At 63.6% G+C, this 21490-nt stretch carries 22 protein-coding genes; 16 read left to right on the top strand and 6 right to left on the bottom strand.

The annotated features are described in order from the left end of the window. Positions 1-4: 4 nt before the first annotated feature. From BKY27_RS09015 to BKY27_RS08960, 12 genes are all read left to right on the top strand, one after another. Positions 5-211 carry a DUF2783 domain-containing protein gene (locus tag BKY27_RS09015; RefSeq protein WP_071674134.1) on the top strand — a complete coding sequence of 69 codons (207 nt, stop codon included), beginning with the start codon at positions 5-7 and terminating at the stop codon, positions 209-211. Beyond that, on the top strand, positions 208-750 hold the full coding sequence (locus tag BKY27_RS09010; RefSeq protein ID WP_071674133.1) for a VOC family protein: 543 nt from the start codon (positions 208-210) through the stop codon (positions 748-750). The genes BKY27_RS09015 and BKY27_RS09010 overlap by 4 nt, the downstream gene beginning before the upstream one ends. Before the next feature lie 95 nt (positions 751-845). After that, a complete protein-coding gene (gene hmgA, locus BKY27_RS09005; RefSeq protein ID WP_233491811.1) occupies positions 846-2177 on the top strand; it encodes a homogentisate 1,2-dioxygenase in 1332 nt (443 codons plus the stop codon). A gap of 46 nt (positions 2178-2223) precedes the next feature. Continuing rightward, positions 2224-2856, top strand: coding sequence for a maleylacetoacetate isomerase (maiA, locus tag BKY27_RS09000; RefSeq protein ID WP_071674131.1), 633 nt, complete (start codon positions 2224-2226; stop codon positions 2854-2856). A gap of 10 nt (positions 2857-2866) precedes the next feature. Next, positions 2867-4126, top strand: coding sequence for a fumarylacetoacetase (fahA, locus tag BKY27_RS08995; protein ID WP_071674130.1), 1260 nt, complete (start codon positions 2867-2869; stop codon positions 4124-4126). 200 nt (positions 4127-4326) lie between these two features. After that, positions 4327-5529: a 3-oxoadipyl-CoA thiolase gene (pcaF, locus tag BKY27_RS08990; protein WP_071674129.1), complete on the top strand. Its 1203-nt coding sequence runs from the start codon at positions 4327-4329 to the stop codon at positions 5527-5529. Between the two features lie 15 nt (positions 5530-5544). Then, positions 5545-6537 carry a 1,2-phenylacetyl-CoA epoxidase subunit PaaA gene (gene paaA / locus BKY27_RS08985; RefSeq protein WP_071674128.1) on the top strand — a complete coding sequence of 331 codons (993 nt, stop codon included), beginning with the start codon at positions 5545-5547 and terminating at the stop codon, positions 6535-6537. A 14-nt stretch (positions 6538-6551) separates the two neighbouring features. Further along, positions 6552-6836: a 1,2-phenylacetyl-CoA epoxidase subunit PaaB gene (paaB, locus tag BKY27_RS08980; protein WP_071674127.1), complete on the top strand. Its 285-nt coding sequence runs from the start codon at positions 6552-6554 to the stop codon at positions 6834-6836. Continuing rightward, positions 6836-7597, top strand: a complete 762-nt coding sequence (paaC, locus tag BKY27_RS08975; protein WP_071674126.1) for a 1,2-phenylacetyl-CoA epoxidase subunit PaaC — start codon at positions 6836-6838, stop codon at positions 7595-7597. The genes paaB and paaC overlap by 1 nt, the downstream gene beginning before the upstream one ends. A gap of 5 nt (positions 7598-7602) precedes the next feature. Then, positions 7603-8064: a 1,2-phenylacetyl-CoA epoxidase subunit PaaD gene (gene paaD, locus BKY27_RS08970; protein WP_071674125.1), complete on the top strand. Its 462-nt coding sequence runs from the start codon at positions 7603-7605 to the stop codon at positions 8062-8064. Positions 8065-8076: 12 nt separating this feature from the next. Next, on the top strand, positions 8077-9144 hold the full coding sequence (locus BKY27_RS08965) for a 2Fe-2S iron-sulfur cluster-binding protein (RefSeq protein ID WP_071674124.1): 1068 nt from the start codon (positions 8077-8079) through the stop codon (positions 9142-9144). A 13-nt stretch (positions 9145-9157) separates the two neighbouring features. After that, entirely contained in the window at positions 9158-9910 is a 753-nt protein-coding gene (locus tag BKY27_RS08960; RefSeq protein ID WP_071674123.1) for a Phenylacetic acid catabolic protein, read from the top strand. Here the strand turns inward: BKY27_RS08960 and BKY27_RS20515 are convergent. From BKY27_RS20515 to paaG, 6 genes are all read right to left on the bottom strand, one after another. Then, a complete protein-coding gene (locus BKY27_RS20515; RefSeq protein ID WP_071674122.1) occupies positions 9907-10761 on the bottom strand; it encodes a LysR family transcriptional regulator in 855 nt (284 codons plus the stop codon). The two genes, BKY27_RS08960 and BKY27_RS20515, sit on opposite strands and share 4 nt — an antisense overlap. Before the next feature lie 99 nt (positions 10762-10860). Then, entirely contained in the window at positions 10861-11772 is a 912-nt protein-coding gene (locus tag BKY27_RS08950; protein ID WP_071674121.1) for a DMT family transporter, read from the bottom strand. 79 nt (positions 11773-11851) lie between these two features. Continuing rightward, entirely contained in the window at positions 11852-12448 is a 597-nt protein-coding gene (locus BKY27_RS08945) for a TetR/AcrR family transcriptional regulator (protein ID WP_071674120.1), read from the bottom strand. Positions 12449-12451: 3 nt separating this feature from the next. Next, positions 12452-13762, bottom strand: a complete 1311-nt coding sequence (gene paaK / locus BKY27_RS08940; RefSeq protein ID WP_071674119.1) for a phenylacetate--CoA ligase PaaK — start codon at positions 13760-13762, stop codon at positions 12452-12454. A 20-nt stretch (positions 13763-13782) separates the two neighbouring features. After that, a complete protein-coding gene (gene paaI / locus BKY27_RS08935) occupies positions 13783-14208 on the bottom strand; it encodes a hydroxyphenylacetyl-CoA thioesterase PaaI (RefSeq protein WP_071674118.1) in 426 nt (141 codons plus the stop codon). 2 nt (positions 14209-14210) lie between these two features. Continuing rightward, entirely contained in the window at positions 14211-14996 is a 786-nt protein-coding gene (gene paaG / locus BKY27_RS08930) for a 2-(1,2-epoxy-1,2-dihydrophenyl)acetyl-CoA isomerase PaaG (protein WP_071674117.1), read from the bottom strand. 94 nt (positions 14997-15090) lie between these two features. On the opposite strand from paaG, the gene BKY27_RS08925 reads away from it, so the two are divergent. From BKY27_RS08925 to BKY27_RS08910, 4 genes are all read left to right on the top strand, one after another. Continuing rightward, entirely contained in the window at positions 15091-17142 is a 2052-nt protein-coding gene (locus BKY27_RS08925; RefSeq protein WP_071674187.1) for an FAD-dependent oxidoreductase, read from the top strand. Further along, positions 17139-19166 carry a phenylacetic acid degradation bifunctional protein PaaZ gene (paaZ, locus tag BKY27_RS08920; protein ID WP_071674116.1) on the top strand — a complete coding sequence of 676 codons (2028 nt, stop codon included), beginning with the start codon at positions 17139-17141 and terminating at the stop codon, positions 19164-19166. The genes BKY27_RS08925 and paaZ overlap by 4 nt, the downstream gene beginning before the upstream one ends. Positions 19167-19211: 45 nt before the next feature. Further along, positions 19212-20057 (top strand): PaaX family transcriptional regulator C-terminal domain-containing protein, encoded by an 846-nt coding sequence (locus BKY27_RS08915; protein ID WP_071674115.1) that lies wholly within the window; start codon positions 19212-19214, stop codon positions 20055-20057. A gap of 296 nt (positions 20058-20353) precedes the next feature. Further along, positions 20354-21454, top strand: a complete 1101-nt coding sequence (locus BKY27_RS08910; RefSeq protein ID WP_071674114.1) for an ABC transporter ATP-binding protein — start codon at positions 20354-20356, stop codon at positions 21452-21454. The last annotated feature ends 36 nt before the right edge of the window (positions 21455-21490 follow it).

Here is a 21490-nt window from a genome sequence, read left to right as displayed (position 1 = left end):
CCCCATGTCCGACCTGATCCTGACCCCCAACATTCCCGGCGCGGATGATTTCTACGCCGAGCTTCTGGCCACCCACGAGGGCCTGACCAAGGCGGACAGCGATGCGCTGAACGCCCGGCTGGTTCTGGTGCTGGCCAACCATATCGGCGACCGGGCGGTGCTGAGCGCCGCGTTGCAAGCGGCCGCCCTGCGCAAGGAGGATGCCGCATGAAGATCGAGAAAATTCACCACGTCGCCTATCGCTGCAAGGACGCGAAGGAAACCGTGGAATGGTACACCAAGATGCTGAACATGGATTTCGTGCTGGCGATTGCCGAGGACCATGTGCCCTCGACACATGAGCCCGATCCTTACATGCACCTTTTCCTCGATGCCGGGAACGGCAATGTGCTGGCCTTCTTCGAGTTGCCGACCAAACCGGAAATGGGCCGTGACCCCAACACCCCGGCGTGGGTTCAGCATATCGCCTTCAAGGTGAAGGATCGCGCGGAACTGCTGGAATTCAAGGAGCATCTTGAAGCCAATGGCGTGGATGTTCTGGGCGTGACGGATCACTCGATCTTCCACTCGATCTATTTCTTCGATCCCAACGGCCACCGCGTCGAGCTGGCCTGCCCGGACCCGGAGGAAGACGAGATGCTCAAGCGGCTCGATGCCGTGAAGTGGGACATGCTGGAAGAATGGTCGCGGACCAAGAAGGCCCCGCAGCATGCCGACTGGCTGCACGCGAAGGAACTGGACAAGGCCTGACATATTGGGCCTGCGCGCCATAGGGTGGGAGTGACCCGGCGCGCGGCCCCGACGATAGGAGACGCGCGATGAATACCCACGATCTGCCCGCCGGGATGGTGACCGCCGCCACCCGGCCCAACGAGTTGCAATACATGCCGGGGTTCGGCAACGATTTCGAGACCGAGGCGCTGCCCGGCGCGCTGCCGCAGGGGCAGAATTCCCCTCAGAAATGCAACTATGGCCTTTATGGCGAGCAACTGTCCGGCACGGCCTTTACCGCGCCGAGCCATCAGAACGAGCGGACGTGGTGCTATCGCATCCGGCCCTCGGTCAAGCATTCGGGCCGCTACACCAAGATTGATCTGCCTTACTGGAAATCCGCGCCGCATGTGGACCCGGACGTGATTTCCCTGGGCCAGTACCGGTGGGATCCGGTGCCGCATTCGGATGCCGGTCTGACATGGCTGACCGGTATGCGGACGATGACCACTGCGGGCGATGTGAACACGCAGGTCGGCATGGCGAGCCATATCTACCTTGTGACCGAGTCGATGGTGGACAGCTATTTCTACTCGGCCGACAGCGAATTGCTGGTGGTCCCGCAAGAGGGGCGGCTGCGCTTTTGCACCGAACTGGGCGTGATCGACCTTGCCCCGCAGGAGATCGCCATTCTGCCGCGCGGGCTGGTCTATCGCGTCGAGGTGCTGGAGGGGCCGTGCCGGGGCTTCGTCTGTGAAAACTACGGCCAGAAATTCGACCTGCCGGGGCGCGGGCCGATCGGGGCCAATTGCATGGCCAACCGGCGCGATTTCAAGACGCCGGTGGCGGCGTTCGAGGACCGCGAGGCGCCCTCGACCGTGACCATCAAGTGGTGTGGCCAGTTCCACGAGACCCGGATCGGGCACAGCCCGCTGGACGTGGTGGCGTGGCATGGCAATTACGCGCCGGTGAAATACGATCTGCGCACCTATTGCCCGGTGGGGTCGATCCTGTTCGACCACCCGGACCCGTCGATCTTTACCGTGTTGACCGCGCCCTCGGGCGTCGAAGGGACGGCCAATATCGACTTCGTGCTGTTCCGCGAACGCTGGATGGTGATGGAAGATACCTTCCGCCCGCCGTGGTACCACAAGAACGTGATGTCCGAGCTGATGGGCAATATCTATGGCCAGTACGATGCCAAACCGCAAGGCTTCGTCCCCGGTGGCATGTCGTTGCACAACATGATGCTGCCGCACGGGCCGGACAAGACCGCGTTCGAGGGCGCGTCGAATGCCGATCTGAAGCCGGAGAAGCTGGACAACACGATGTCGTTCATGTTCGAGACCCGTTTCCCGCAGCACCTGACGGCCTTTGCCGCCAAGCAAGCGCCGTTGCAGGACGACTACATCGACTGCTGGGACAGCCTTGAAAAGAAGTTCGACGGCACGCCGGGCCTGAAATAAGGTCCGTCTGGCGGGGTCGGTTGACGCCGCCAGTTCGGGAGATGACATGAAACTCTACACCTATTGGCGGTCGAGCTGCTCCTACCGCGTGCGCATCGCGCTCGGCCTGAAGGGGCTGGCGTGGGACAGTATCCCCGTGCACCTCGTGAAGGGCGAGCAGCGCGATCCGGGATACGTGGCCCACAACCCCTCGGGCTTCGTGCCGACGCTGGTTCTGGAGGACGGCACCGAGCTTGTGCAGTCGATGGCGATCCTCGATTACCTCGAAGCGGTCTATCCCGACCCGGCGCTTTTGCCCGCCGATCCGCTGGACCGCGCCCGCGTGCTGGCCGCCGCGCATGTTATCGCCATGGACACGCAGCCGGTGACCAATGTGGGCGTGGTGGGGCATCTGAAAGCGACCTACGGGGTCGACATGCAGGGTGGCATCGACTGGATGGTGCATTTCATGCAGCGCAACCTGGCCGCGTTTGACCGGCTTATTGCGCCGGAGGGCACGTTCAGCTTTGGTGACAGCCCGACCTGGGCCGATATCTGCCTTGTCCCGCAACTCTACAACGCGCATCGGTGGGGGGTGGACCTTGGCCGCTTCCCCCGCCTTTTGACGATCGAGCGCGCCGCGCTGGCCTTGCCGGCCTTCGACGCCGCGCGCCCGGAAACCCAACCCGACGCCGAATGAGGATCAGAACATGACTGCTTTGCGCCGCTCGTGGATTGACAGCGCCAATTCGCCCGACACCGATTTCCCGCTCAACAACCTGCCCTATGGCGTGTTCTCGACCGAGGACTCTGCGCCGCGCTGTGGCGTGGCCATTGGCGACCAGATCGTCGACGTGAAGGGGCTGGAAGAGGCCGGCATCCTGACCTCGGGCGAGCCGCCCGTGTTTTCCAAGCCCTCGTGGAACGCCTTCATGGAGCTTGGCCCCGAGGCTTGGAACGGGTTTCGAGGCGCGCTGATGGCGCTGCTTGCCGAAAAGACCGGCCTGAAAGAGCGGGTGAAACCCTATCTTGTGCCGATGGCCGAGGCGCGGATGCATATGCCCTTCGAGGTCAGCGAATACACCGATTTCTATGCGGGCAAGAACCACGCGGTGAACGTGGGCACCATGTTCCGGGGGCCGGAAAACGCGCTGCCGCCGAACTGGCTGCATATCCCCATCGGGTATAACGGCCGGGCGTCGTCGGTCGTCGTGTCGGGCACCGATGTGCGCCGCCCGTGGGGCCAGTTGAAAGCCCCCGACATGGAGGCGCCTGTCTTCGCCCCCTGCAAGCGCTTCGATCTGGAACTGGAAATGGGCGCCATCGTCGGCGTGCCATCGAGCGGGCCGATCACGGTGCAGGAGGCGGACGACATGATCTTCGGCTACGTGCTGCTGAACGACTGGTCGGCGCGCGATATCCAGGCCTGGGAATACCAGCCGCTCGGGCCGTTCCAGGCCAAGGCGACGGCGACGACCATCAGCCCCTGGATCGTGACCAAGGCAGCGTTGGAACCGTTCCGCACCTCGACGCCGGAGCGCGAGAAAGAACTGCTGCCTTACCTGCAAGAGCCGACTCCGATGCTTTATGACATCACGCTGGAGGTGACGCTGGCCCCCGACGGCAAGGAGGCGAGCACCATCGCGCGGACGAATTACAGCCAGATGTATTACTCCGCTGCGCAGCAATTGGCCCATCACACCACGTCGGGTTGCCCGATGCGGGTGGGCGACCTGCTGGGGTCCGGCACGATCTCGGGTCCGACGAAGGCCGAGCGCGGCTCGTTGCTGGAGCTGAGCTGGGGCGGGAAGGAACCGCTGACTCTGGAGAGCGGCGAGACGCGCAATTTCCTTGAAGACGGCGATACGCTGACACTGGCGGGCGCGGCCAAGGGCGATGGCGTCCGCGTGGGGTTTGGCGTTTGCGCGGGTAAGGTGCTGCCGGCGCTGGACGATCCGTTCAAGCGCTGAGCCACGTCCAGCCATGGATCACGGAAAAGGGTCTGCCGTCTGGCGGGCCCTTTTTCGTGGGGGTCTTACGTCACTCGGTGTTACGCTATGATGAAATTTCCCAAAATTATGTAACGTTTTTTCTTGCATCGAATCGTGCAACAGAATACCTCGACCATGCGGTCAGTTATTTGCACGAACCCCAGGGAGGATACCGCATCATGGAGGCATTCATCTGCGACGCGACACGGACACCCATCGGACGCTATGGCGGCGCCCTGTCCAGCGTGCGCACGGACGATCTCGCGGCGATCCCCATCGCTGCGCTGAAGGCCCGCAACCCCAATGTTGATTGGGCATCGCTCGACGACGTGATCTATGGCGACGCCAACCAGGCGGGCGAGGATAACCGCAACGTGGCGCGCATGGCCGCGCTTTTGGCGGGCCTGCCAGTCAGCGTGCCGGGCACCACTGTGAACCGCCTCTGCGCCAGTGGCATGGATGCCGTGGGCATGGCTGCACGGGCGATCAAGGCGGGCGACTACGAGATGGCGATTGCCGGTGGCGTGGAAAGCATGTCGCGCGCGCCCTTCGTGATGCCAAAGGCGACCGCCGCCTTTTCGCGGTCGAATGCGGTTTATGACACGACGATCGGCTGGCGCTTCGTGAACCCGAAGATGCAGGCCGCGCACGGCACCCATTCGATGCCGGAAACCGCCGACAACGTGGCCGCAGATTACAAGGTCAGCCGCGCCGATCAGGATGATTTCGCCGCCCGCTCGCAAGCGCGGTGGGACGCGGCGAACAAGGCCGGAATTTTCGCGCAAGAGATCACGCCAGTCAGCGTGCCGCAGCGCAAGGGCGATCCGCTGATCGTGGATACGGACGAACATCCACGCCCCGGCACCACGGCTGAAAAGCTGTCGGGCCTGCGCGGCGTGAACGGGCCGGACCTGACGGTGACGGCTGGCAATGCCTCGGGTGTGAACGACGGTGCGGCGGCGATCCTGATGGCGTCGGAAACGGCGGCCACCGCCAATGGCCTGACACCCATGGCCCGGGTGGTGGGGATGTCGGCGGCCGGGGTGGACCCCCGCGTGATGGGAATCGGGCCGGTGCCCGCCACCCGCAAGGTGCTGGCGAAAGCAGGGCTCACCATCGAGCAGATGGACGTGATAGAATTGAACGAGGCCTTCGCCGCACAGGGGTTGGCCAGCTTGCGGGAACTTGGCGTGGCCGATGACGCCCCCCATGTGAATCCCAACGGTGGCGCCATTGCCATTGGCCACCCGCTGGGTATGTCGGGCGCGCGGCTGGTGCTGACGGCGGCCTATCAACTGCAACGCACGGGCGGGCGCTATGCGCTGTGCACCATGTGCGTGGGTGTGGGACAGGGCGTCGCCCTGGTCCTTGAGCGGGTCTGAAAAAGGAGACCGGAAATGTATGCACAGATGGTGAAGACAGCCGGAACCGGCGTGAAATCCCGCGCGGAGATGAGCGCCGAGGAAGCCCGGTTTCAGGATCGGATCGACGACGACCAGAAGATCGAGCCGAAGGACTGGATGCCCGAGGATTACCGCGCCACGCTGATCCGGCAGATCGGCCAGCACGCGCATTCGGAGATTGTGGGGCAACTGCCCGAGGGCAACTGGATCACCCGCGCGCCGACGCTGGAGCGCAAGGCGATCCTGCTGGCAAAGGTGCAGGACGAGGCGGGGCATGGCCTCTACCTCTATTCGGCGGCGGAAACGCTTGGCGTCAGCCGCGATGAGCTGACAGAGATGCTGCTGGATGGCCGCATGAAATATTCCTCGATCTTCAACTATCCCACGTTGAACTGGGCCGATATCGGCGCCGTGGGCTGGTTGGTCGATGGCGCGGCGATCATGAACCAGGTGCCGTTGCAGCGGACCTCCTACGGCCCCTACAGCCGCGCGATGATCCGTATCTGCAAGGAGGAAAGCTTTCACCAGCGGCAGGGCTACGACATCATGATGAAGATGGCCCAGGGCACGGACGCGCAGAAGAAAATGGCGCAGGATGCACTTAACCGCTTCTGGTACCCGTCGCTGATGATGTTCGGGCCGTCCGACAAGGACAGCGTGCATTCCGCGCAGTCGATGGCATGGAAGATCAAGATCAACACCAATGACGAACTGCGCCAGAAATTCGTCGATCAGACGGTGCCGCAGGCGGAATATCTCGGCCTGACTGTCCCGGACGAGGGTCTGTGCTGGAACGCGGAAAAGGGCGGCTATGACTTCAGCCAGCCCGACTGGTCCGAGTTCTTCGCGGTGCTCAAGGGCGGTGGCCCCTGCAACCGCGAGAGGATGAATGACCGGATCAAGGCTTGGGAAGACGGGGCTTGGGTGCGCGACGGTCTGCTGGCCCATGGGCGAAAGAAACAGGCCGCCAAGCACGCGGCAGAATGAGGGGGAGAAACCCGATGAAACACGAATGGCCCCTGTGGGAAATCTTTATCCGCGGCCAGCATGGCATGAGCCACCGGCACGTGGGCAGCCTGCACGCGCCCGACGCGGAAATGGCGATCAAGAACGCGCGCGACGTCTATACGCGCCGCAATGAAGGCGTGTCGATCTGGGTCGTTCAGGCCGCCGATATCACCGCCAGTTCGCCCTCGGACAAGGGCCCGCTCTACGAGCCGTCCGAGAGCAAGGTATATCGTCATCCGACCTTCTTCGACATTCCCGAAGACGTGGGGCACATGTGATGACCAAGGACGACGCCCTGTTTCAGTTCCTTCTTCGGATGGGGGACAACACGCTGATCCTTGGTCACCGGGTTTCGGAATGGTGCGGCCATTCCCCGGTGCTGGAGGAAGATATCGCGCTGGCCAACACGGCGCTCGACATGATCGGGCAGACGCAACTGTGGCTGGGGCTGGCCGGTGAGGTCGAGGGCAACGGCCGCTCGGCGGATGATCTGGCCTTCCTGCGCGACGCGTGGGATTTTCGCAACGTGCTGCTGACCGAATTGCCCAACGGTGATTTTGGCCAGACGCTGATGCGCCAGTTCCTGTTCGATGCGTTCCAGTCGGTGATGCTGAACTGGCTGCAAGATTCCAGCAATACGCGGATCGCCGAGATCGCCGAGAAAGCCAGCAAGGAGGTGTCCTATCACCTGGAACGTTCCGGCGACACGGTGATCGGCCTTGGCGACGGAACCGAGGAAAGCCACGCCAAGATGCAGGCAGCGCTGGATTATCTCTGGCCCTACGTGGGCGAGATGTTCGACGGCGACGCAGTGGATGCAGTGTTGGCCAAGGAAGGCATCGCCCCGGACCCGGCAGAGCTGCGCCCGGAATTTGACGCGATCGTCGGGGCCGTTCTGGCCGAGGCGACGCTGACCGTTCCCGACAGCCCTTTCGTGCACAAGGGCGGCCGCGACGGGCGAATGCATACCGAGCATCTGGGCCATCTGCTGACGCAGATGCAGTGGCTGCAACGCGCCTATCCCGGCGCAACGTGGTGACCGGGATGACGCAGCCGAGCGTCGATCAGGTCTGGGCGTGGCTCGACGAGGTGCCCGACCCCGAGATCCCTGTGATCTCGCTGGTCGATCTGGGCATCATCCGGGATGTGGACTGGCAGGGCGACACCCTGTGCGTCACGGTCACGCCCACCTATTCGGGCTGCCCCGCGACCACGATCATCAATCTCGATATCGAGACCGCGCTGCGCGAAAAGGGCATCGACAAGCTGGAGCTGAAACGCCAGCTGTCGCCCGCCTGGACCACCGATTGGCTGACCGAAAAGGGCCGGGCCAAGCTGGAGGAATTCGGCATCGCGCCGCCCCAACCTGCCGGCGGCCCCGACCGTTGCCCGCGCTGCCACAGCGCCAATCTGGAACGGATCAGCCAGTTCGGCTCGACCCCGTGCAAGGCGTCATGGCGCTGCCGCGACTGCCTCGAACCATTCGACTATTTCAAGTGCATATGAGGGAGGAGCCCCATGGCGCGCTTTCATGACCTGACCGTCACCGACGTTCACAAGACCATCCGCGATGCGGTGGTCGTCACCCTGACGCCCGATGACCCCGAGGCGTTCGACTTCATTCAAGGCCAATACCTGACCTTCCGCCGCGATTTCGACGGTGAGGAACTGCGCCGGTCCTACTCGATCTGTGCGGGCAAGCCCGAGGGCGTTTTGCAGGTCGGCATCAAGCGGGTCGAGGGCGGCGCCTTTTCGACTTGGGCCAATGAAGAGCTGAAGGTGGGCGACCGGGTGCAGGCGCTGCCGCCAATGGGGGGCTTTCACACGCCGCTCGACCCGGCCTCTGCGCGCAATTACCTGGGCTTTGCCGGTGGGTCGGGCATCACGCCGGTCCTGTCGATCATCAAGACGACGCTGGCCGCCGAGCCGCAATCAAGCTTCACGCTGGTCTATGCCAACAAGGGCGTGAACACGATCATGTTCCGCGAAGAGTTGGAAGATCTGAAGAACCTCTACATGGGCCGGTTCAACGTGATCCATATCCTGGAGGCGGACGCGCAGGAGATCGACCTCTTCACCGGCCTCGTGACCGAAGAGAAATGCGCCGAGCTGTTCAAGGGCTGGATCGACATCGAGAGCGTCGACATGACCTATATTTGCGGGCCGGAACCGATGATGCTGGGCATCGCCAAGGCGCTGCGCGATCACGGGCTTTCCGATGCGCAGATCAAGTTCGAGCTGTTCGCCTCGGCGCAACCCGGCCGTCTGAAACGCAAGGCGGTGTCGCAGGACGCGGCCAGTGCCGCCAATCAGGCCACGATTTCGGTGTCGCTCGACGGGTCCACCCGAACGGTGACGGTCGGAAAGGATGTGAGCGTTCTGGACGCGGCCTTGGACAACAGCATCGACGCGCCTTATGCCTGCAAGGCGGGCGTCTGTTCGACCTGCCGCTGCCGCGTGCTGGAAGGCGAGGTTGAGATGGTCACGAACCACGCGCTGGAAGATTACGAGGTGGCGAAAGGCTATGTCCTGTCCTGCCAGTCTTTCCCAGTGACCGACCGCGTTGTCGTCGATTACGATCAGTAAAGGGGGCGGGACCATGGACATGAGCATCGAAGACTACCTGTCGAAAGGCGGCGTGCTGACCAGCCCCGCAAACGTGCCGCCGCGCTATCGGGGCGAGTTGATGAAGCTGATGGCGATCTTTGTCGACAGCGAATTGGCGGGGGCTGCTGGCTTTGCCGACGTGATCAACGCAGGGCCGGGCATCAAGGAACGGATCGCGGCGGCGCGGATCGTGCTGGAAAAGACCGATCACGCCGAGAAGGTGCTGCGCATCATGGGCGAGTTCGGCGCGGATACGGCGCGCTATGCCAACCATCACCCATGGACGGCCCGTCTGGACCGCAATGCCGATATTGGCGTCAACCGCAGCGCGCATGATATGCGGCTGGCCGTGTTCAACTACCCGCTACAAGGCTGGGGCGATGCAGTTGCGATGAACCTGCTGATGGGCCGCGCCGTGGGCGTGCAATTGGCCGAGTTCCAACTGGTGTCCTATCAGCCGCTGGCCGAGGCGTTTCGGGCCATTGCGCCGGTGGAAAGCCGCCATGCGGAACTGGCCGAAGAGGGATTGGAACGGTTGATTTCCGAAGGGCAGGGCGAGGCGCTGCAAGCCTCGGTCGCTTATTGGTGGCCCCGTGTCGAGGGCAGTTTCGGGCAGGCAGAGTCCGCCAAATTCGAGAGCCTGCGCGCCATGGGCCTGCGCCGGTCGACCAATGCCGAACTGCGCCAGCGCTGGCAGGCCGAAGCACAGGGCGCACTGACCCGCGTGGGGTTGGAACGGCCCTAAAGCTGGGATTCGATCCAGTCGATCAGCCGCTGACAGACCGCATTCGGCGCAGTCTCGCCCTTGTGGATCAGGTAAAGGCCCCCGGCATCGTCGGGGGCTTCTTCGTGCAGCCAGACCAGCCGTTTTTGCGCAATCGCGTCAGCCGCCAGCAGGTCGGGCACAAGGCCAATACCCTCACCGGTCTCGACCGCGTCAATGGCCAGCGCGCTTTGGGCGCAGCGGCGCGGCGTTACCGTTTGGCCCGGGGCGTGGCGGTCGAGATAGGGTTGCCACGGCGTCAGGGCGTCTTCGATCAGCTGAAAGCCAAGCACCCATTCGGGACGCAGGATTACCGGTGCGCGCGGCACGAGAATGGGCGAGGCCACCATCACGGGACGCAGTGGGGCAAGACGGCGAACGGTCTGACCGGGCACGCGCGGTTCCGGCCCCAGATGCAGGACCAGATCGGCAGCGGAGTTGTGGGCAGGTCGGTTGCCGGTCAGAAAGGAAAGGTCAAGCCCTGGATGCGTTTCCGCCAATCCGGGCAGCCGTGGCGCCAGCCATTTCGCCGCAATCGAAGGCGTCGTGGCCAGCGAAACACCCGCGGCACTAGTGGTTAGATTTTCTATTGCCTGTGAAATTTGGGAAAGGGCCTGTTTCACGGGAATATACAAGTCCTGACCAGCCTCTGTCAGGTGCAATCCGCGGGCGTGTCGGGCAAAGAGTTGCACGTGAAGCTGTGATTCCAATTGTTTGATCTGTTGTGAAACAGCCCCTGGCGTAACGCCAAGAGCCTCTGCCGCACGCCGCAAGGACAGATGACGGGCGGCGAGTTCAAAAACGCGCAGTGAATTGAAATTTGGAAAGCTCATATTCGCGGTCTCTATAGAGTTTCTATAGTCATACAGGCGAACCAGAGCCGATCAAACCGTTCTTTTGGCGTCAGATCAGCCGACAAGAGGATGGCCCCCTCAGGTCAGGGATTGCGGCTTGGGTTGGCGGTGGCCCAGCACCTCGACCGCGCCCGCGCTGACGATCAAAAGCGAGCCGACGGCCTCGCGCCAGCCGAACACGTCACCCGACCAGATCGCGGCAGTGACGACGCCCACGATGATCTCGCTCATCAGCAAGAGACCCACCCGAGCCGGGCTGAGCACCGTTGCGGGCCAGATCGTCATGAACAGGGTCGGCACCAGCACCAGCCCGGTAATCAACCCCCATGGCGCGGCGGCAACGACGCTTGCGCCCGTCACCGCAATGCCGGTTGCCGCGACCCCGGTGGCCAGGGTCAGGCCAGTGACCAGGAACGCGCCACAGATGAAGGCAAAGACCTGCTCGCTGATCGCAACATTGCCCGCACGAAACAGGAAGAGCGTGCCGATTGCCCACGAGATACCGGAAAACAGTGCCATCAGATCGCCCGCGTTCATCGTGATCCGCAAGGCCCCAACGCCGAGGATGACCAACAGGCCACAGAGCCCGAGGGTCAGCGCGGCCGTTCGCGCAGGCGTCAGCCGCTCGCCGAGGAAGACGATGCCGAGAAGGGTGCTCCAGACCGGGGTGAGGTAGAACAGCAGGACCGAGCGGACCACATCGGTGAGGACAAGGCTCGTGGTATAGAGGCTGAAGGCGCAGCCCGTAAGCAAGCCGCACGGGATAAGCACCCAGATATGGGCCATCACACGCGCCTTGACCCGGATCAGGATGGGGATCATCAGCGCGATCGCGCAGGCATAGATGGCGATGCCGGGCCACGCGCCGGTCAGGCCGGTCTGTTCCATCGCGCGGATTGGCACCCAGAGCAGCCCCCAAAGCCCGCCGCCGACCACAAGGCCGAGCGCAGCGAAACCGGGCTGCCGGGCAATCTCTTGCAGGGCGGGCATGGGGAAACTCCGAGAATGGTGGTGATGGACCGGGGCCAACGGGGGCAGAGTGCCCCGGACCGGCCCCCGACCACAACCCTCAGATGCCGGGCAGCCCCTTGAGCGTCAAGTCGGTGACCACATCGGCATAGGTTTCGCGTGCTTCGGCGCCCGCGCCCGCATTCCACATGTAATACCAGTTCAGCATGCCGAAAATCGACATCGTCACCGCCCGCAGCTTGGCGCGATCGTCGCCGAACACCTCGGGCGCGGCGCCGCGCAGGCAATCGGACAGGAAGCGCACCATGTCGCGCTGATAGGCGCGCATCTGATCCTGCTGATCCTCGGGCAGGGCCGAGAGCGCATTGAGCTGCACCTGATGCTCGTGGTCGGCGCCCTGATAGGCGCGCAGAATGTTGCGGATCGCCCGCCGCAGGCGGTCTTCCGGCGCCAGCCCCGCGACGTCAGAGGACAGCACGACATCGCGCAACTCGCTCAGGTAGCTGTCGAGGATGTCGTAGAGGATCGCGTCCTTGCTGTCGTAATAGTGGTAGATATTGGCCTTGGAGATCCCGCATTCCTTGGCCAATTGCGCCATCGACGCGCGGTCAAACCCTTCGGTGGCAAAGATTTTCGCCGCCGATTTCAGGATCTGCTCGCGCTTCTGGTCGTGGTCTTTCGCGATGGTTCTGGCCACACCTCACCCCTTTCCGCGGTTGTCGACCACGCGCTTGGCCTTGCCCTGGCTGCGTTCCACCGCGCCGGGATCACCCACATTCACCTCGATCGAAATGCCGACGATATCCTTGACCCGCTTGGACAGCATCCGCGCGGCGGCGGTTTTCGACAACTCGTCGCCGGCATCGCTTTCGGCCTCGACATGCACCCGCATGGCATCCATGCGGCCCGCGGTGTAAAGCTCGATCTGGAAATGCGGGGCGAGACCGCCGGTGGCCATCAGCTGTTCCTCGATCTGGGTCGGGAAGACGTTGACGCCGCGCAGGATGATCATGTCATCAGAGCGGCCGGTGATCTTTTCCATCCGCCGCATCGACCGCGCGGTTCCGGGCAACAGGCGCGTCAGGTCGCGGGTGCGATAGCGGATCATCGGCAAGCCTTCCTTGGTCAGCGTGGTAAAGACCAGTTCGCCAAGCTCGCCATCGGGCAGAACCTCTCCGGTTTCGGGGTCGATGATTTCGGGCAGGAAGTGGTCCTCCCAGATCACCGGGCCATCCTTGGTTTCCACGCATTCATTGGCCACGCCCGGCCCCATGATCTCGGACAGGCCGTAAATGTCGACCGCGTGCATGTCGAAAGCTTGTTCAACCTCCTTGCGCATCGCGTCGGTCCACGGCTCGGCCCCGAAGATGCCGACCTGAAGGCTGCTCTCGCGCGGATCGAGGCCCATCTTGTGGAACTGTTCGAGGATGTTCAGCATGTAGGACGGAGTGACCATGATGGTCGTGGGCTTGAAGTCGTTGATCAGCGTTACCTGCCGCTCGGTCATGCCACCCGACACCGGCACCACTGTCGCGCCGAGCCGTTCGGCGCCGTAATGCGCGCCCAAACCGCCGGTGAACAGGCCGTAACCATAGGCCACGTGCACGACATCGCCCGCCCGTGTGCCGCTGGCCCGCATTGAACGCGCCACGAGGTCGGCCCAGTTGCTGATGTCGTTTTTCGTATAGCCCACAACCGTCGGCTTGCCCGTGGTGCCGGAGGAGGCATGAACACGGGATATTTGCTCGCGCGGAACGGCGAAAAGGCCGAACGGGTAGTTGTCGCGCAGGTCCGACTTGTAGGTAAAGGGAAATTTCCCGAGGTCCGACAGCTGTTGCAGGTCATCGGGATGCACGCCCGCGTCGTCGAAGCGCTGGCGATACATCGGCACGTTGTCATAGGCGTGGCGCACCGACCATTTCAGGCGGTCGAGTTGCACCGCGCGGATTTCGTCGATCGAGGCGATTTCGATCGGGTCAAGATCGCTCTTGTTGGGGGTCAGATCCTTCATGGTGTCCTCCTCACCGGGGGTTATTCGTCAAAAAGCTGGCCTTTGATCGCGCGGGAATTGCCCCGGAATTCTGCGATCACGGTGCCGTCTTGTGTTGTGACAGTGACGTCATAGATGCCGCTGCGCCCGGTCAGGCTGATCTCTCGCGCCGTGGCCGTCAGCCGGTCGCCGACACGGCCGGGGGCGATATAGGTAATGGCATTCGCCTGCGCGACGGTCCGCTGGTTGCGGCTGTTGCAGGCATAGGCAAAGGCGGTGTCGGCCAGTGCAAAGGTGATGCCGCCATGGCAGATGGCATGGCCGTTGGCATGGTGCGGTTCCACGGTCATGGCCAGTGTGGCGTGGCCTTCGGAAATCGAGACGATCTCAAGCCCCAGCCATTTTGCGGCATGGTCATCGGACCACATGGCGTCGGCGCTGCGCTGTGCGCGGGTCTGTGCGTCCATGGTTATTTTCCTTTGAAAACAGCGGATCGTTTTTCCATGAAGGCGGTGACGCCTTCGGCATAATCCGCGCTTTCGCCGCAGGTCTTCATCGCGTCGGCTTCGATGTCGAGCTGATCGGAAAGATTGTTCGTTGCGGCCTCGTGAATGCAGTGCTTGGTCAGGCCAAGGCCAAGCGTCGGGCCTGCGGCGAGGCGGGCGGCGAGGGCGCGGGCCTCTTCGAGCAAGGTCTCATCGGGATAGGCGCGCCAGATCAGGCCCCAGTCTTCGGCCTTTTTCGCAGGCAGCGGTTCGGCCGTCATGGCAAGGCCCTTGGCCCGCGCTTCGCCAAGCAGGCGGGGCAGGTGCCAACTGCCGCCGGTATCGGGCACAAGCCCCACCTTGCTGAAGGCCTGGATGAATTTGGCGCTGTCCGCGGCCAGCACGATGTCGCAGGCCATGGCAAGACTGGCGCCCGCCCCGGCGGCGACGCCGTTCACCGCGCAGATCACCGGCAGGCGCATGTCGCGGATCAGCCGCACCAGCGGCGCGTAAAAACTGCGCACCGTATGGCCCAGATCGGGCGGGCCGTCCATTTTCGACGGATCACGGTCGCCCAGATCTTGCCCGGCGCAGAAGCCACGGCCCGCCCCCGTCAGCAGGATTGCCCGAGCGCCGCTGTCGCACGCCTCGGTCAGCGCCGCACGCAGGGCAAGGTGCATCTCTTCGTTGAAACTGTTCAGCCGGTCGGGGCGGTTGAGCGTGATTTCGCGCCAGTCGCCGTGATCCGTCACAAGAATGGTGTCGCTCATCGGGGTCTTGATCCTCCTCGTTGAGGAATCTCTTGCATAAACCGAACGGTTGGTCAATAAATTCTCGAAACACCGCGACGAATGGGAGGACAACATGACCGCAAACTCTCCGGTAACAGTCTGGAAAGACGGGGATATTGCCTGGGTGATCATCGACAACCCGCCGGTGAACGCCACCTCGCAGGCGGTGCGGGCCGGGTTGGAATCGGCGGTTGAGGCGGTCAAGGGCGCGCGTCTGGCGGTGCTCAAATGTGCCGGAAAGACCTTTGTCGCGGGGGGCGACATGTCGGAATTTGACGGTCCCGCACTGCTGCCGCACCTGCCCGACGTGGTGCAGATGATCGAAGACAGCGAGGTGCCGTTTCTTGCGCTGTTGCACGGCACGGTTCTGGGCGGTGGGTTCGAGATTGCCATGGGCTGTGCGTGGCGTTTTGCGGCCCCCAGCACACGGGTCGGTCTGCCGGAAGTCAACGTCGGGCTGATCCCCGGCGCAGGCGGCACACAGCGCGCGCCGCGTCTGGTAGGCATGGAAGCCGCCATCGAAATGGCCTGCAATGGCCGGATGTATACGGCTGAGGATCTGCTGCCGCTGGGTGGCGTGGACCGGATCGAGGGCGATCTGGAGGCGGCCGCGCGTGCATTCGCTGCCAATGTGCCGGAGCGGCCCGTGGCCGTCAGCGCGCGGGACGTCCGCGCGTTGAGTGCCGAGGCCTTTGCAGCGGCGCGGGAGGCCATCGCAAAAAAGGCAAAGGGGCAGCAGGCTCCGCTCTTGAATCTTGAAGCATTGCAATGGGTTGCGCTGCCCTTTGCGGACGGCCAGGCAAAGGAACGCGCGCGGCATCTGGAGATGCGGGCCGGGGCGGAATCTCGGGCGCTGCGCTATGCGTTCTTTGCCGAGCGTCAGGTTGCCCGCCCCAGGGCCATCGCGGGCGCGACCCCGCGCGACGTCAAACATGTGGCCGTCGTGGGCGGCGGGTTGATGGGGGCGGGGATCGCCACCGCTTGCCTTGGCGCGGGCTTGCAGGTGACGCTGATCGAGCGCACCCATGACGAGGCCGAAGCAGCGCAAATCCGTGTCGAAGGTCTTGTTGGCGGGGCGCTGTCGCGCGGAAAAATAACTCAAGATCAGTATAATGCGCGGATTTCGGCCTTTCAGGCGGTGGATAGTTACGCCGCTGCCAGCGGGGCTGATCTGGCCATTGAAGCGGTGTTCGAGAACCTGAAAGTCAAGCAAGAGGTCTTTGCCGCGCTGGCGGGAAACCTGTCGCCCGAGGCCATTCTGGCAACCAACACCTCTTACCTCGACCCGCGCGAGATTTTCGCCGATGTGCCGAACAAGTCGCGCTGCCTTGGTCTGCACTTCTTCTCGCCCGCGCATATCATGAAGCTGGTCGAGGTGGTGAACACGCCACGGACCGACCCGGACGTGCTGGCCACGGGCTTCGCGCTCGGGCGGCGGCTGAAAAAAGTGACGGTTCTGTCGGAAATTTGTGACGGGTTTGTCGGAAATCGGATGCTGTCCGCCTATCGGCGCGAGGCGGAATACCTGCTGGCCGATGGTGCCTTGCCGCATCAGGTGGACGCGGCGATGCGCGGGTTCGGAATGCCGATGGGGCCATTCGAATTGCAAGACCTGACGGGGCTGCAAATCGCGTGGGCCAACCGCAAGCGGCAGGCGGCGACGCGTGACCCCAGGGAAAGGTATGAAGCCATCGCCGACACCCTGTGCGAACAAGGGCGGTTGGGGCAACGGTCGGGCAAGGGCTGGTATGCCTATGCCGACGGGGACCGCAGGCCAGAGCGCGACCCCGAGGTTGAACAGATGATCGTCGACTATTCCGCCGCGCGCGGGATCACGCGGCGCGACTTTACCGAGGACGAGATCCGCGACCGGCTGTTGGCGGTGTATGCCAACGAGGGCGCGCGGATCGTGGAAGAAGGGATCGCCGAGGACGACGCGGCGGTCGATATGGTCAAGCATTACGGCTACGGCTTCCCGCGCTGGCGGGGCGGGCCGATGCATTACGCCGGTCAGATCGGGTGGGAAAATGTTGCCCGCACGATGCAGACGGTGGCCGAGGAAAGCCCGGAGAGTTGGGGCCTTGCCAACCGCCTGACCGACGCACTGGAAGGAGAGATGAAATGAGCCTGCTGGACATCAGGAGTTTCGCGGCTGGCGCGTGGATCGCCCCCGATGAGAGCGCCCGCATGATCGCAAGCGCAGTGACTGGGGAGCCGATGGCGCGAGCGGGGGCGGCGCTGCCGGTGCAGGAGATGCTGGATCACGCCCGCAATGTTGGGGGCCCGGCGCTTCGCAAGATGACGTTCCACGACCGGGCGCGAATGCTGAAGGCGCTGGCGATGGACCTGGGCAAGCACAAGGACGCGCTCTACGACCTGAGTTTCAACACCGGGGCCACCCAGAGCGACCACCTGATCGACATCGACGGCGGCATCGGCACCATGTTCGTCTTCGCCTCGAAGGGGCGGCGAGAAATGCCCGACGGGCATGTCTATCTGGATGGCGAGGTAGAGCAGCTCAGCCGCACGGGCGCTTTTCTGGGCCAGCATGTCTGCACGCCGTTGCAGGGTGTTGCGGTGCATATCAATGCCTTCAACTTCCCGGTCTGGGGGATGCTGGAAAAACTGGCGCCGACGCTGCTGGCAGGGGTGCCCGCGATCGTGAAACCGGCGACCGCAACCTGCTATGTCACCGAGCTGGCCGTGAAGATCATGCTGGAGAGTGGCATCCTGCCCGACGGCGCGCTGCAATTCGTGGCGGGCGGCGTGGGCGATATGCTCGACCGGCTGACGTGCCAGGACGTCGTCAGCTTTACCGGTTCCGCGGCGACGGCGCAGGCGCTTCGGTCTAACGACAATATCATGCGCAACTCGGTGCGCTTCGTTGCCGAGCAGGACAGCCTCAACGCGTCGATCCTTGGCCCCGATGCAGCGCCGGGCACGCCGGAATTCGACCTCTTCGTCAAGGAAGTCAGCCGCGAGATGACCGCGAAAGCGGGGCAGAAATGCACCGCCATTCGCCGCATCCTGGTGCCGCAGGGGCGCGAACAAGCGGTGATCGAGGCACTGTCGGCGCGGCTGGCCAAGACCGTGATCGGCGACCCGCGCGCGGAGTCGACCCGCATGGGCGCGCTGGTCAGCGCCGCGCAAAAGGCCGATGTGCTGGAGAAGATCAAGCTGATCGGGGCCGAGGCCGAGCGGGTCTTTGGCGATCCCGATGCGTTCGAGGTTCGGGGTGCGGATGCTGACAAGGGCGCGTTCCTTCCGCCGATGCTGTTTCATTGCGCCGACCCGGACGCGGCGGAGCGGGTGCATGACACAGAGGCGTTTGGCCCCGTGTCCACGGTCATGGGGTATCGCGATATGGCCCATGCGGTTGCACTGGCGAACAAGGGGCAGGGCAGCCTTGTCGCCTCGCTCATCACCCATGATCCCGCCGTGGCGCGCGAGGTCGTTCTGGGGGCAGGAGCTTTCCACGGTCGGATCTATATCAATGACCGTGACTCGATGAAGGAAAGCACGGGGCATGGTTCGCCCTTGCCGCATATGGTGCATGGTGGCCCCGGCCGCGCCGGTGGCGGCGAGGAACTGGGCGGCGTGCGGGGGGTGATGCACTACATGCAGCGCACCGCCATTCAGGGCAGCCCCCAGATGCTGTCGGCCATCGGCGGCACATGGGTGCCGGGCGCGAAAGAGATCGAAGGCCCGACGCATCCGTTCACCCGGCGCTTCGGCGCGTTGGCGATTGGCGAGACGCTTTATACTGCACCGCGTACCATCACGCTGGACGATATCGAGCATTTCGCCAAGTTCACCGGCGACACTTTCTACGCGCATATGGATGAGGACGCCGCGGCTCGGAATCCGTTCTTTCCCGGCCGCGTGGCGCATGGCTATCTGCTGCTGTCCTTCGCGGCGGGCATGTTCGTCGAGCCGAACGAGGGGCCGGTGCTGGCCAACACGGGTCTCGATGGGCTGCGGTTCATGAAGCCGGTGCAGGCCGGGGACTCCATCAAGGTGCGGCTGACGGTCAAGACCAAGACCAAGCGCAACGAGGAGTATGGCGAGGTGCGCTGGCATGTGACGCTGACCAACCAGAACGATGAATTGGTGGCGGAATACGACCTGCTGACCATGAACGCGTTCTGAGCCACGGCTGGCATCCCGCCGGGCAGGGGCCTATAGTCCCTGCCGATGGGGACTGAAAGTGACACTTACCGCCATGCGGCAGAGATTTTGACCCGGGGCGAAAGCCACCGGGTCTGGTCATTGATTGTCACCATCTTCGGAGATCTGGCGCAGGCCGAGGGCGAGCGGATCAGCGGCAGCGCCCTGACCCGTCTGGTGGGGCTGATGGGCGTCAAGCCGGAAGCGATGCGGGTCGCCCTGCACAGGTTGCGCAAGGACGGCTGGATCGAGAGCCTGCGCGCCGGGCGCGGCAGCCTGCATGAATTGACCCCCTATGGACGGGCGCAGAGTGCCGAGGCCAGCCCGCGAATCTATGACCCCGTGCGCAGCTATCCTGACCGTTGGCACCTGCTGCTGGCCGGGACCGGCGAGATGTCGGGGCGCGCGCAATTGGAGGCGGCGCTGCTGACGGGGGACTACCTGTCGATCGGGCCGCAAGCGGCCATGGGGCCGGGGCCGATGCCCGGTGACACCGGCGCGCTGATGGCCGTCGAAACCGACCGGTGGGCCTGCCCCGACTGGGTGCGGGCGCAGGTTTGTCCGCCGCCCGTGCTGGCGCAATATGACGCGTTGCACCGGGACTTCACGCGGCTGGTGGCAATGCTGGACGCGGACGCGACCGGCCTGTCGGTGCCAGAAGCTGCGGCGCTGCGGCTGCTGGTCGTGCATTGCTGGCGGCGGTTGCTGCTGCGCCACCCGGACCTGCCCGCGGGGTTCTTTCCCGACGGATGGCCGGGGTCGAAATGCCGGGGGCTGTTTTGCAGCCTGATGGCGCGTCTTCCCTCGCCGACGCTCAACCGACTCGAATCATCCCTGACCGACCCTGATTCGGTGTCAGCCGCATTGTCGTGATCGTCCGAAGACCAGCAGAGTTGCTGATTTGGCGCAGTTCCGGCGAACGGCATATTTTGGGCAAACAGGTAAGCACATTGCCTAAGGATTGGCTTCGAATAGGGCTTTTGACCTAAATTTAACGAGGGGGGTGGACGCTCAAGGCTTAGGGCTTACAGTGAAGACAACAGGTTGATGTCGGTTTTCGGGTGCCAAACGTCGTTTGAAATGCCCGTTTCCGCGGAAGCTGGATCAAGAATGGCCGAAAGAGCCAAAATAAAAACCGGGGCCTTGGTGCCGGACAACAGGGAAGAGATATGAACGCGAGTTCCGGATCGGAAAACTTCGTGGTCTTCGACCGCGTGCAGAAAAGTTACGATGGCGAAACGCTTGTCGTAAAAGACCTCAACCTCAGCATCGGCCAAGGCGAATTCCTGACCATGCTCGGACCCTCGGGGTCGGGCAAGACGACCTGCCTTATGATGCTGGCCGGGTTCGAGACCGCCACGCATGGCGAGATCTTGCTGGACGGCCAGCCTATCAACAACATCCCGCCGCACAAGCGCGGTATCGGCATGGTCTTCCAGAACTATGCCTTGTTTCCGCACATGACGGTGGCCGAAAACCTCGCCTTCCCGTTGCAGGTGCGCAAGATCGGCAAGTCGGATCAGGAAGCCAAGGTCAAGCGTGCGCTGGACATGGTGCAGATGGGCGATTTCGGCGGTCGGCGACCGGCACAGCTGTCGGGTGGTCAGCAACAGCGGATCGCGCTGGCCCGTGCGCTGGTGTTCGAGCCCGAGCTGGTGTTGATGGACGAACCGCTTGGCGCGCTTGACAAGCAATTGCGTGAACACATGCAGTTCGAAATCACCAACCTTGCACACCAGTTGGGCATTACCACGGTCTACGTGACCCACGACCAGACCGAGGCGCTGACCATGTCAGACCGTGTTGCGGTGTTCGACGATGGCCGTATCCAGCAACTGGCCCCGCCGGATCAGCTGTACGAAGCGCCCGAAAACAGCTTTGTCGCGCAGTTCATCGGTGAGAACAACACGCTGATGGGCACCGTGAAAGAGATGTCTGACGATGCCGCAGTGGTTCAGCTCGACGATGGTGAAGTGATCGACGCCGTGCCGGTCAACGTGAAAAAGGTCGGCGATCGGACGCTGATCTCGATCCGCCCGGAGCGTGTCGAGATCGATAAGAACCGCCTGCACCCCGAAGCCCATACCATCAAGGCCGAGGTGCTGGAGTTCATCTACATGGGCGATATCTATCGCACCCGCCTGCGCGTGGCCGGAAATGACAACTTCGTCATCAAGACCCGGAACGCGCCCGATCAACGCCGGATGACCCCCGGCGAACAGATCGAGATCGGCTGGCGGCCGCAAGATTGCCGGGCGCTGGACGCCTGAGCAGCAGGGCGCGTGCATCGCATGCGCCCGCCACAA

Origin of the sequence: Nioella nitratireducens (assembly GCF_001879715.1) — a bacterium.
GTDB lineage: Bacteria > Pseudomonadota > Alphaproteobacteria > Rhodobacterales > Rhodobacteraceae > Nioella > Nioella nitratireducens.
The sequence above is the reverse complement of the archived record's forward strand: the minus strand, read 5'-3'. Positions and strand labels throughout refer to the sequence as shown.

Coding starts and splice junctions, on each gene's coding strand:
- BKY27_RS09015 (WP_071674134.1), top strand. CDS start 5: ATGTCCGACCTGATCCTGACCCCCAACATTCCCGGCGCGGATGATTTC.
- BKY27_RS09010 (WP_071674133.1), top strand. CDS start 208: ATGAAGATCGAGAAAATTCACCACGTCGCCTATCGCTGCAAGGACGCG.
- hmgA (WP_233491811.1), top strand. CDS start 846: ATGGTGACCGCCGCCACCCGGCCCAACGAGTTGCAATACATGCCGGGG.
- maiA (WP_071674131.1), top strand. CDS start 2,224: ATGAAACTCTACACCTATTGGCGGTCGAGCTGCTCCTACCGCGTGCGC.
- fahA (WP_071674130.1), top strand. CDS start 2,867: ATGACTGCTTTGCGCCGCTCGTGGATTGACAGCGCCAATTCGCCCGAC.
- pcaF (WP_071674129.1), top strand. CDS start 4,327: ATGGAGGCATTCATCTGCGACGCGACACGGACACCCATCGGACGCTAT.
- paaA (WP_071674128.1), top strand. CDS start 5,545: ATGTATGCACAGATGGTGAAGACAGCCGGAACCGGCGTGAAATCCCGC.
- paaB (WP_071674127.1), top strand. CDS start 6,552: ATGAAACACGAATGGCCCCTGTGGGAAATCTTTATCCGCGGCCAGCAT.
- paaC (WP_071674126.1), top strand. CDS start 6,836: ATGACCAAGGACGACGCCCTGTTTCAGTTCCTTCTTCGGATGGGGGAC.
- paaD (WP_071674125.1), top strand. CDS start 7,603: ATGACGCAGCCGAGCGTCGATCAGGTCTGGGCGTGGCTCGACGAGGTG.
- BKY27_RS08965 (WP_071674124.1), top strand. CDS start 8,077: ATGGCGCGCTTTCATGACCTGACCGTCACCGACGTTCACAAGACCATC.
- BKY27_RS08960 (WP_071674123.1), top strand. CDS start 9,158: ATGGACATGAGCATCGAAGACTACCTGTCGAAAGGCGGCGTGCTGACC.
- BKY27_RS20515 (WP_071674122.1), bottom strand. CDS start 10,761: ATGAGCTTTCCAAATTTCAATTCACTGCGCGTTTTTGAACTCGCCGCC.
- BKY27_RS08950 (WP_071674121.1), bottom strand. CDS start 11,772: ATGCCCGCCCTGCAAGAGATTGCCCGGCAGCCCGGTTTCGCTGCGCTC.
- paaK (WP_071674119.1), bottom strand. CDS start 13,762: ATGAAGGATCTGACCCCCAACAAGAGCGATCTTGACCCGATCGAAATC.
- paaI (WP_071674118.1), bottom strand. CDS start 14,208: ATGGACGCACAGACCCGCGCACAGCGCAGCGCCGACGCCATGTGGTCC.
- paaG (WP_071674117.1), bottom strand. CDS start 14,996: ATGAGCGACACCATTCTTGTGACGGATCACGGCGACTGGCGCGAAATC.
- BKY27_RS08925 (WP_071674187.1), top strand. CDS start 15,091: ATGACCGCAAACTCTCCGGTAACAGTCTGGAAAGACGGGGATATTGCC.
- paaZ (WP_071674116.1), top strand. CDS start 17,139: ATGAGCCTGCTGGACATCAGGAGTTTCGCGGCTGGCGCGTGGATCGCC.
- BKY27_RS08915 (WP_071674115.1), top strand. CDS start 19,212: ATGGGGACTGAAAGTGACACTTACCGCCATGCGGCAGAGATTTTGACC.
- BKY27_RS08910 (WP_071674114.1), top strand. CDS start 20,354: ATGAACGCGAGTTCCGGATCGGAAAACTTCGTGGTCTTCGACCGCGTG.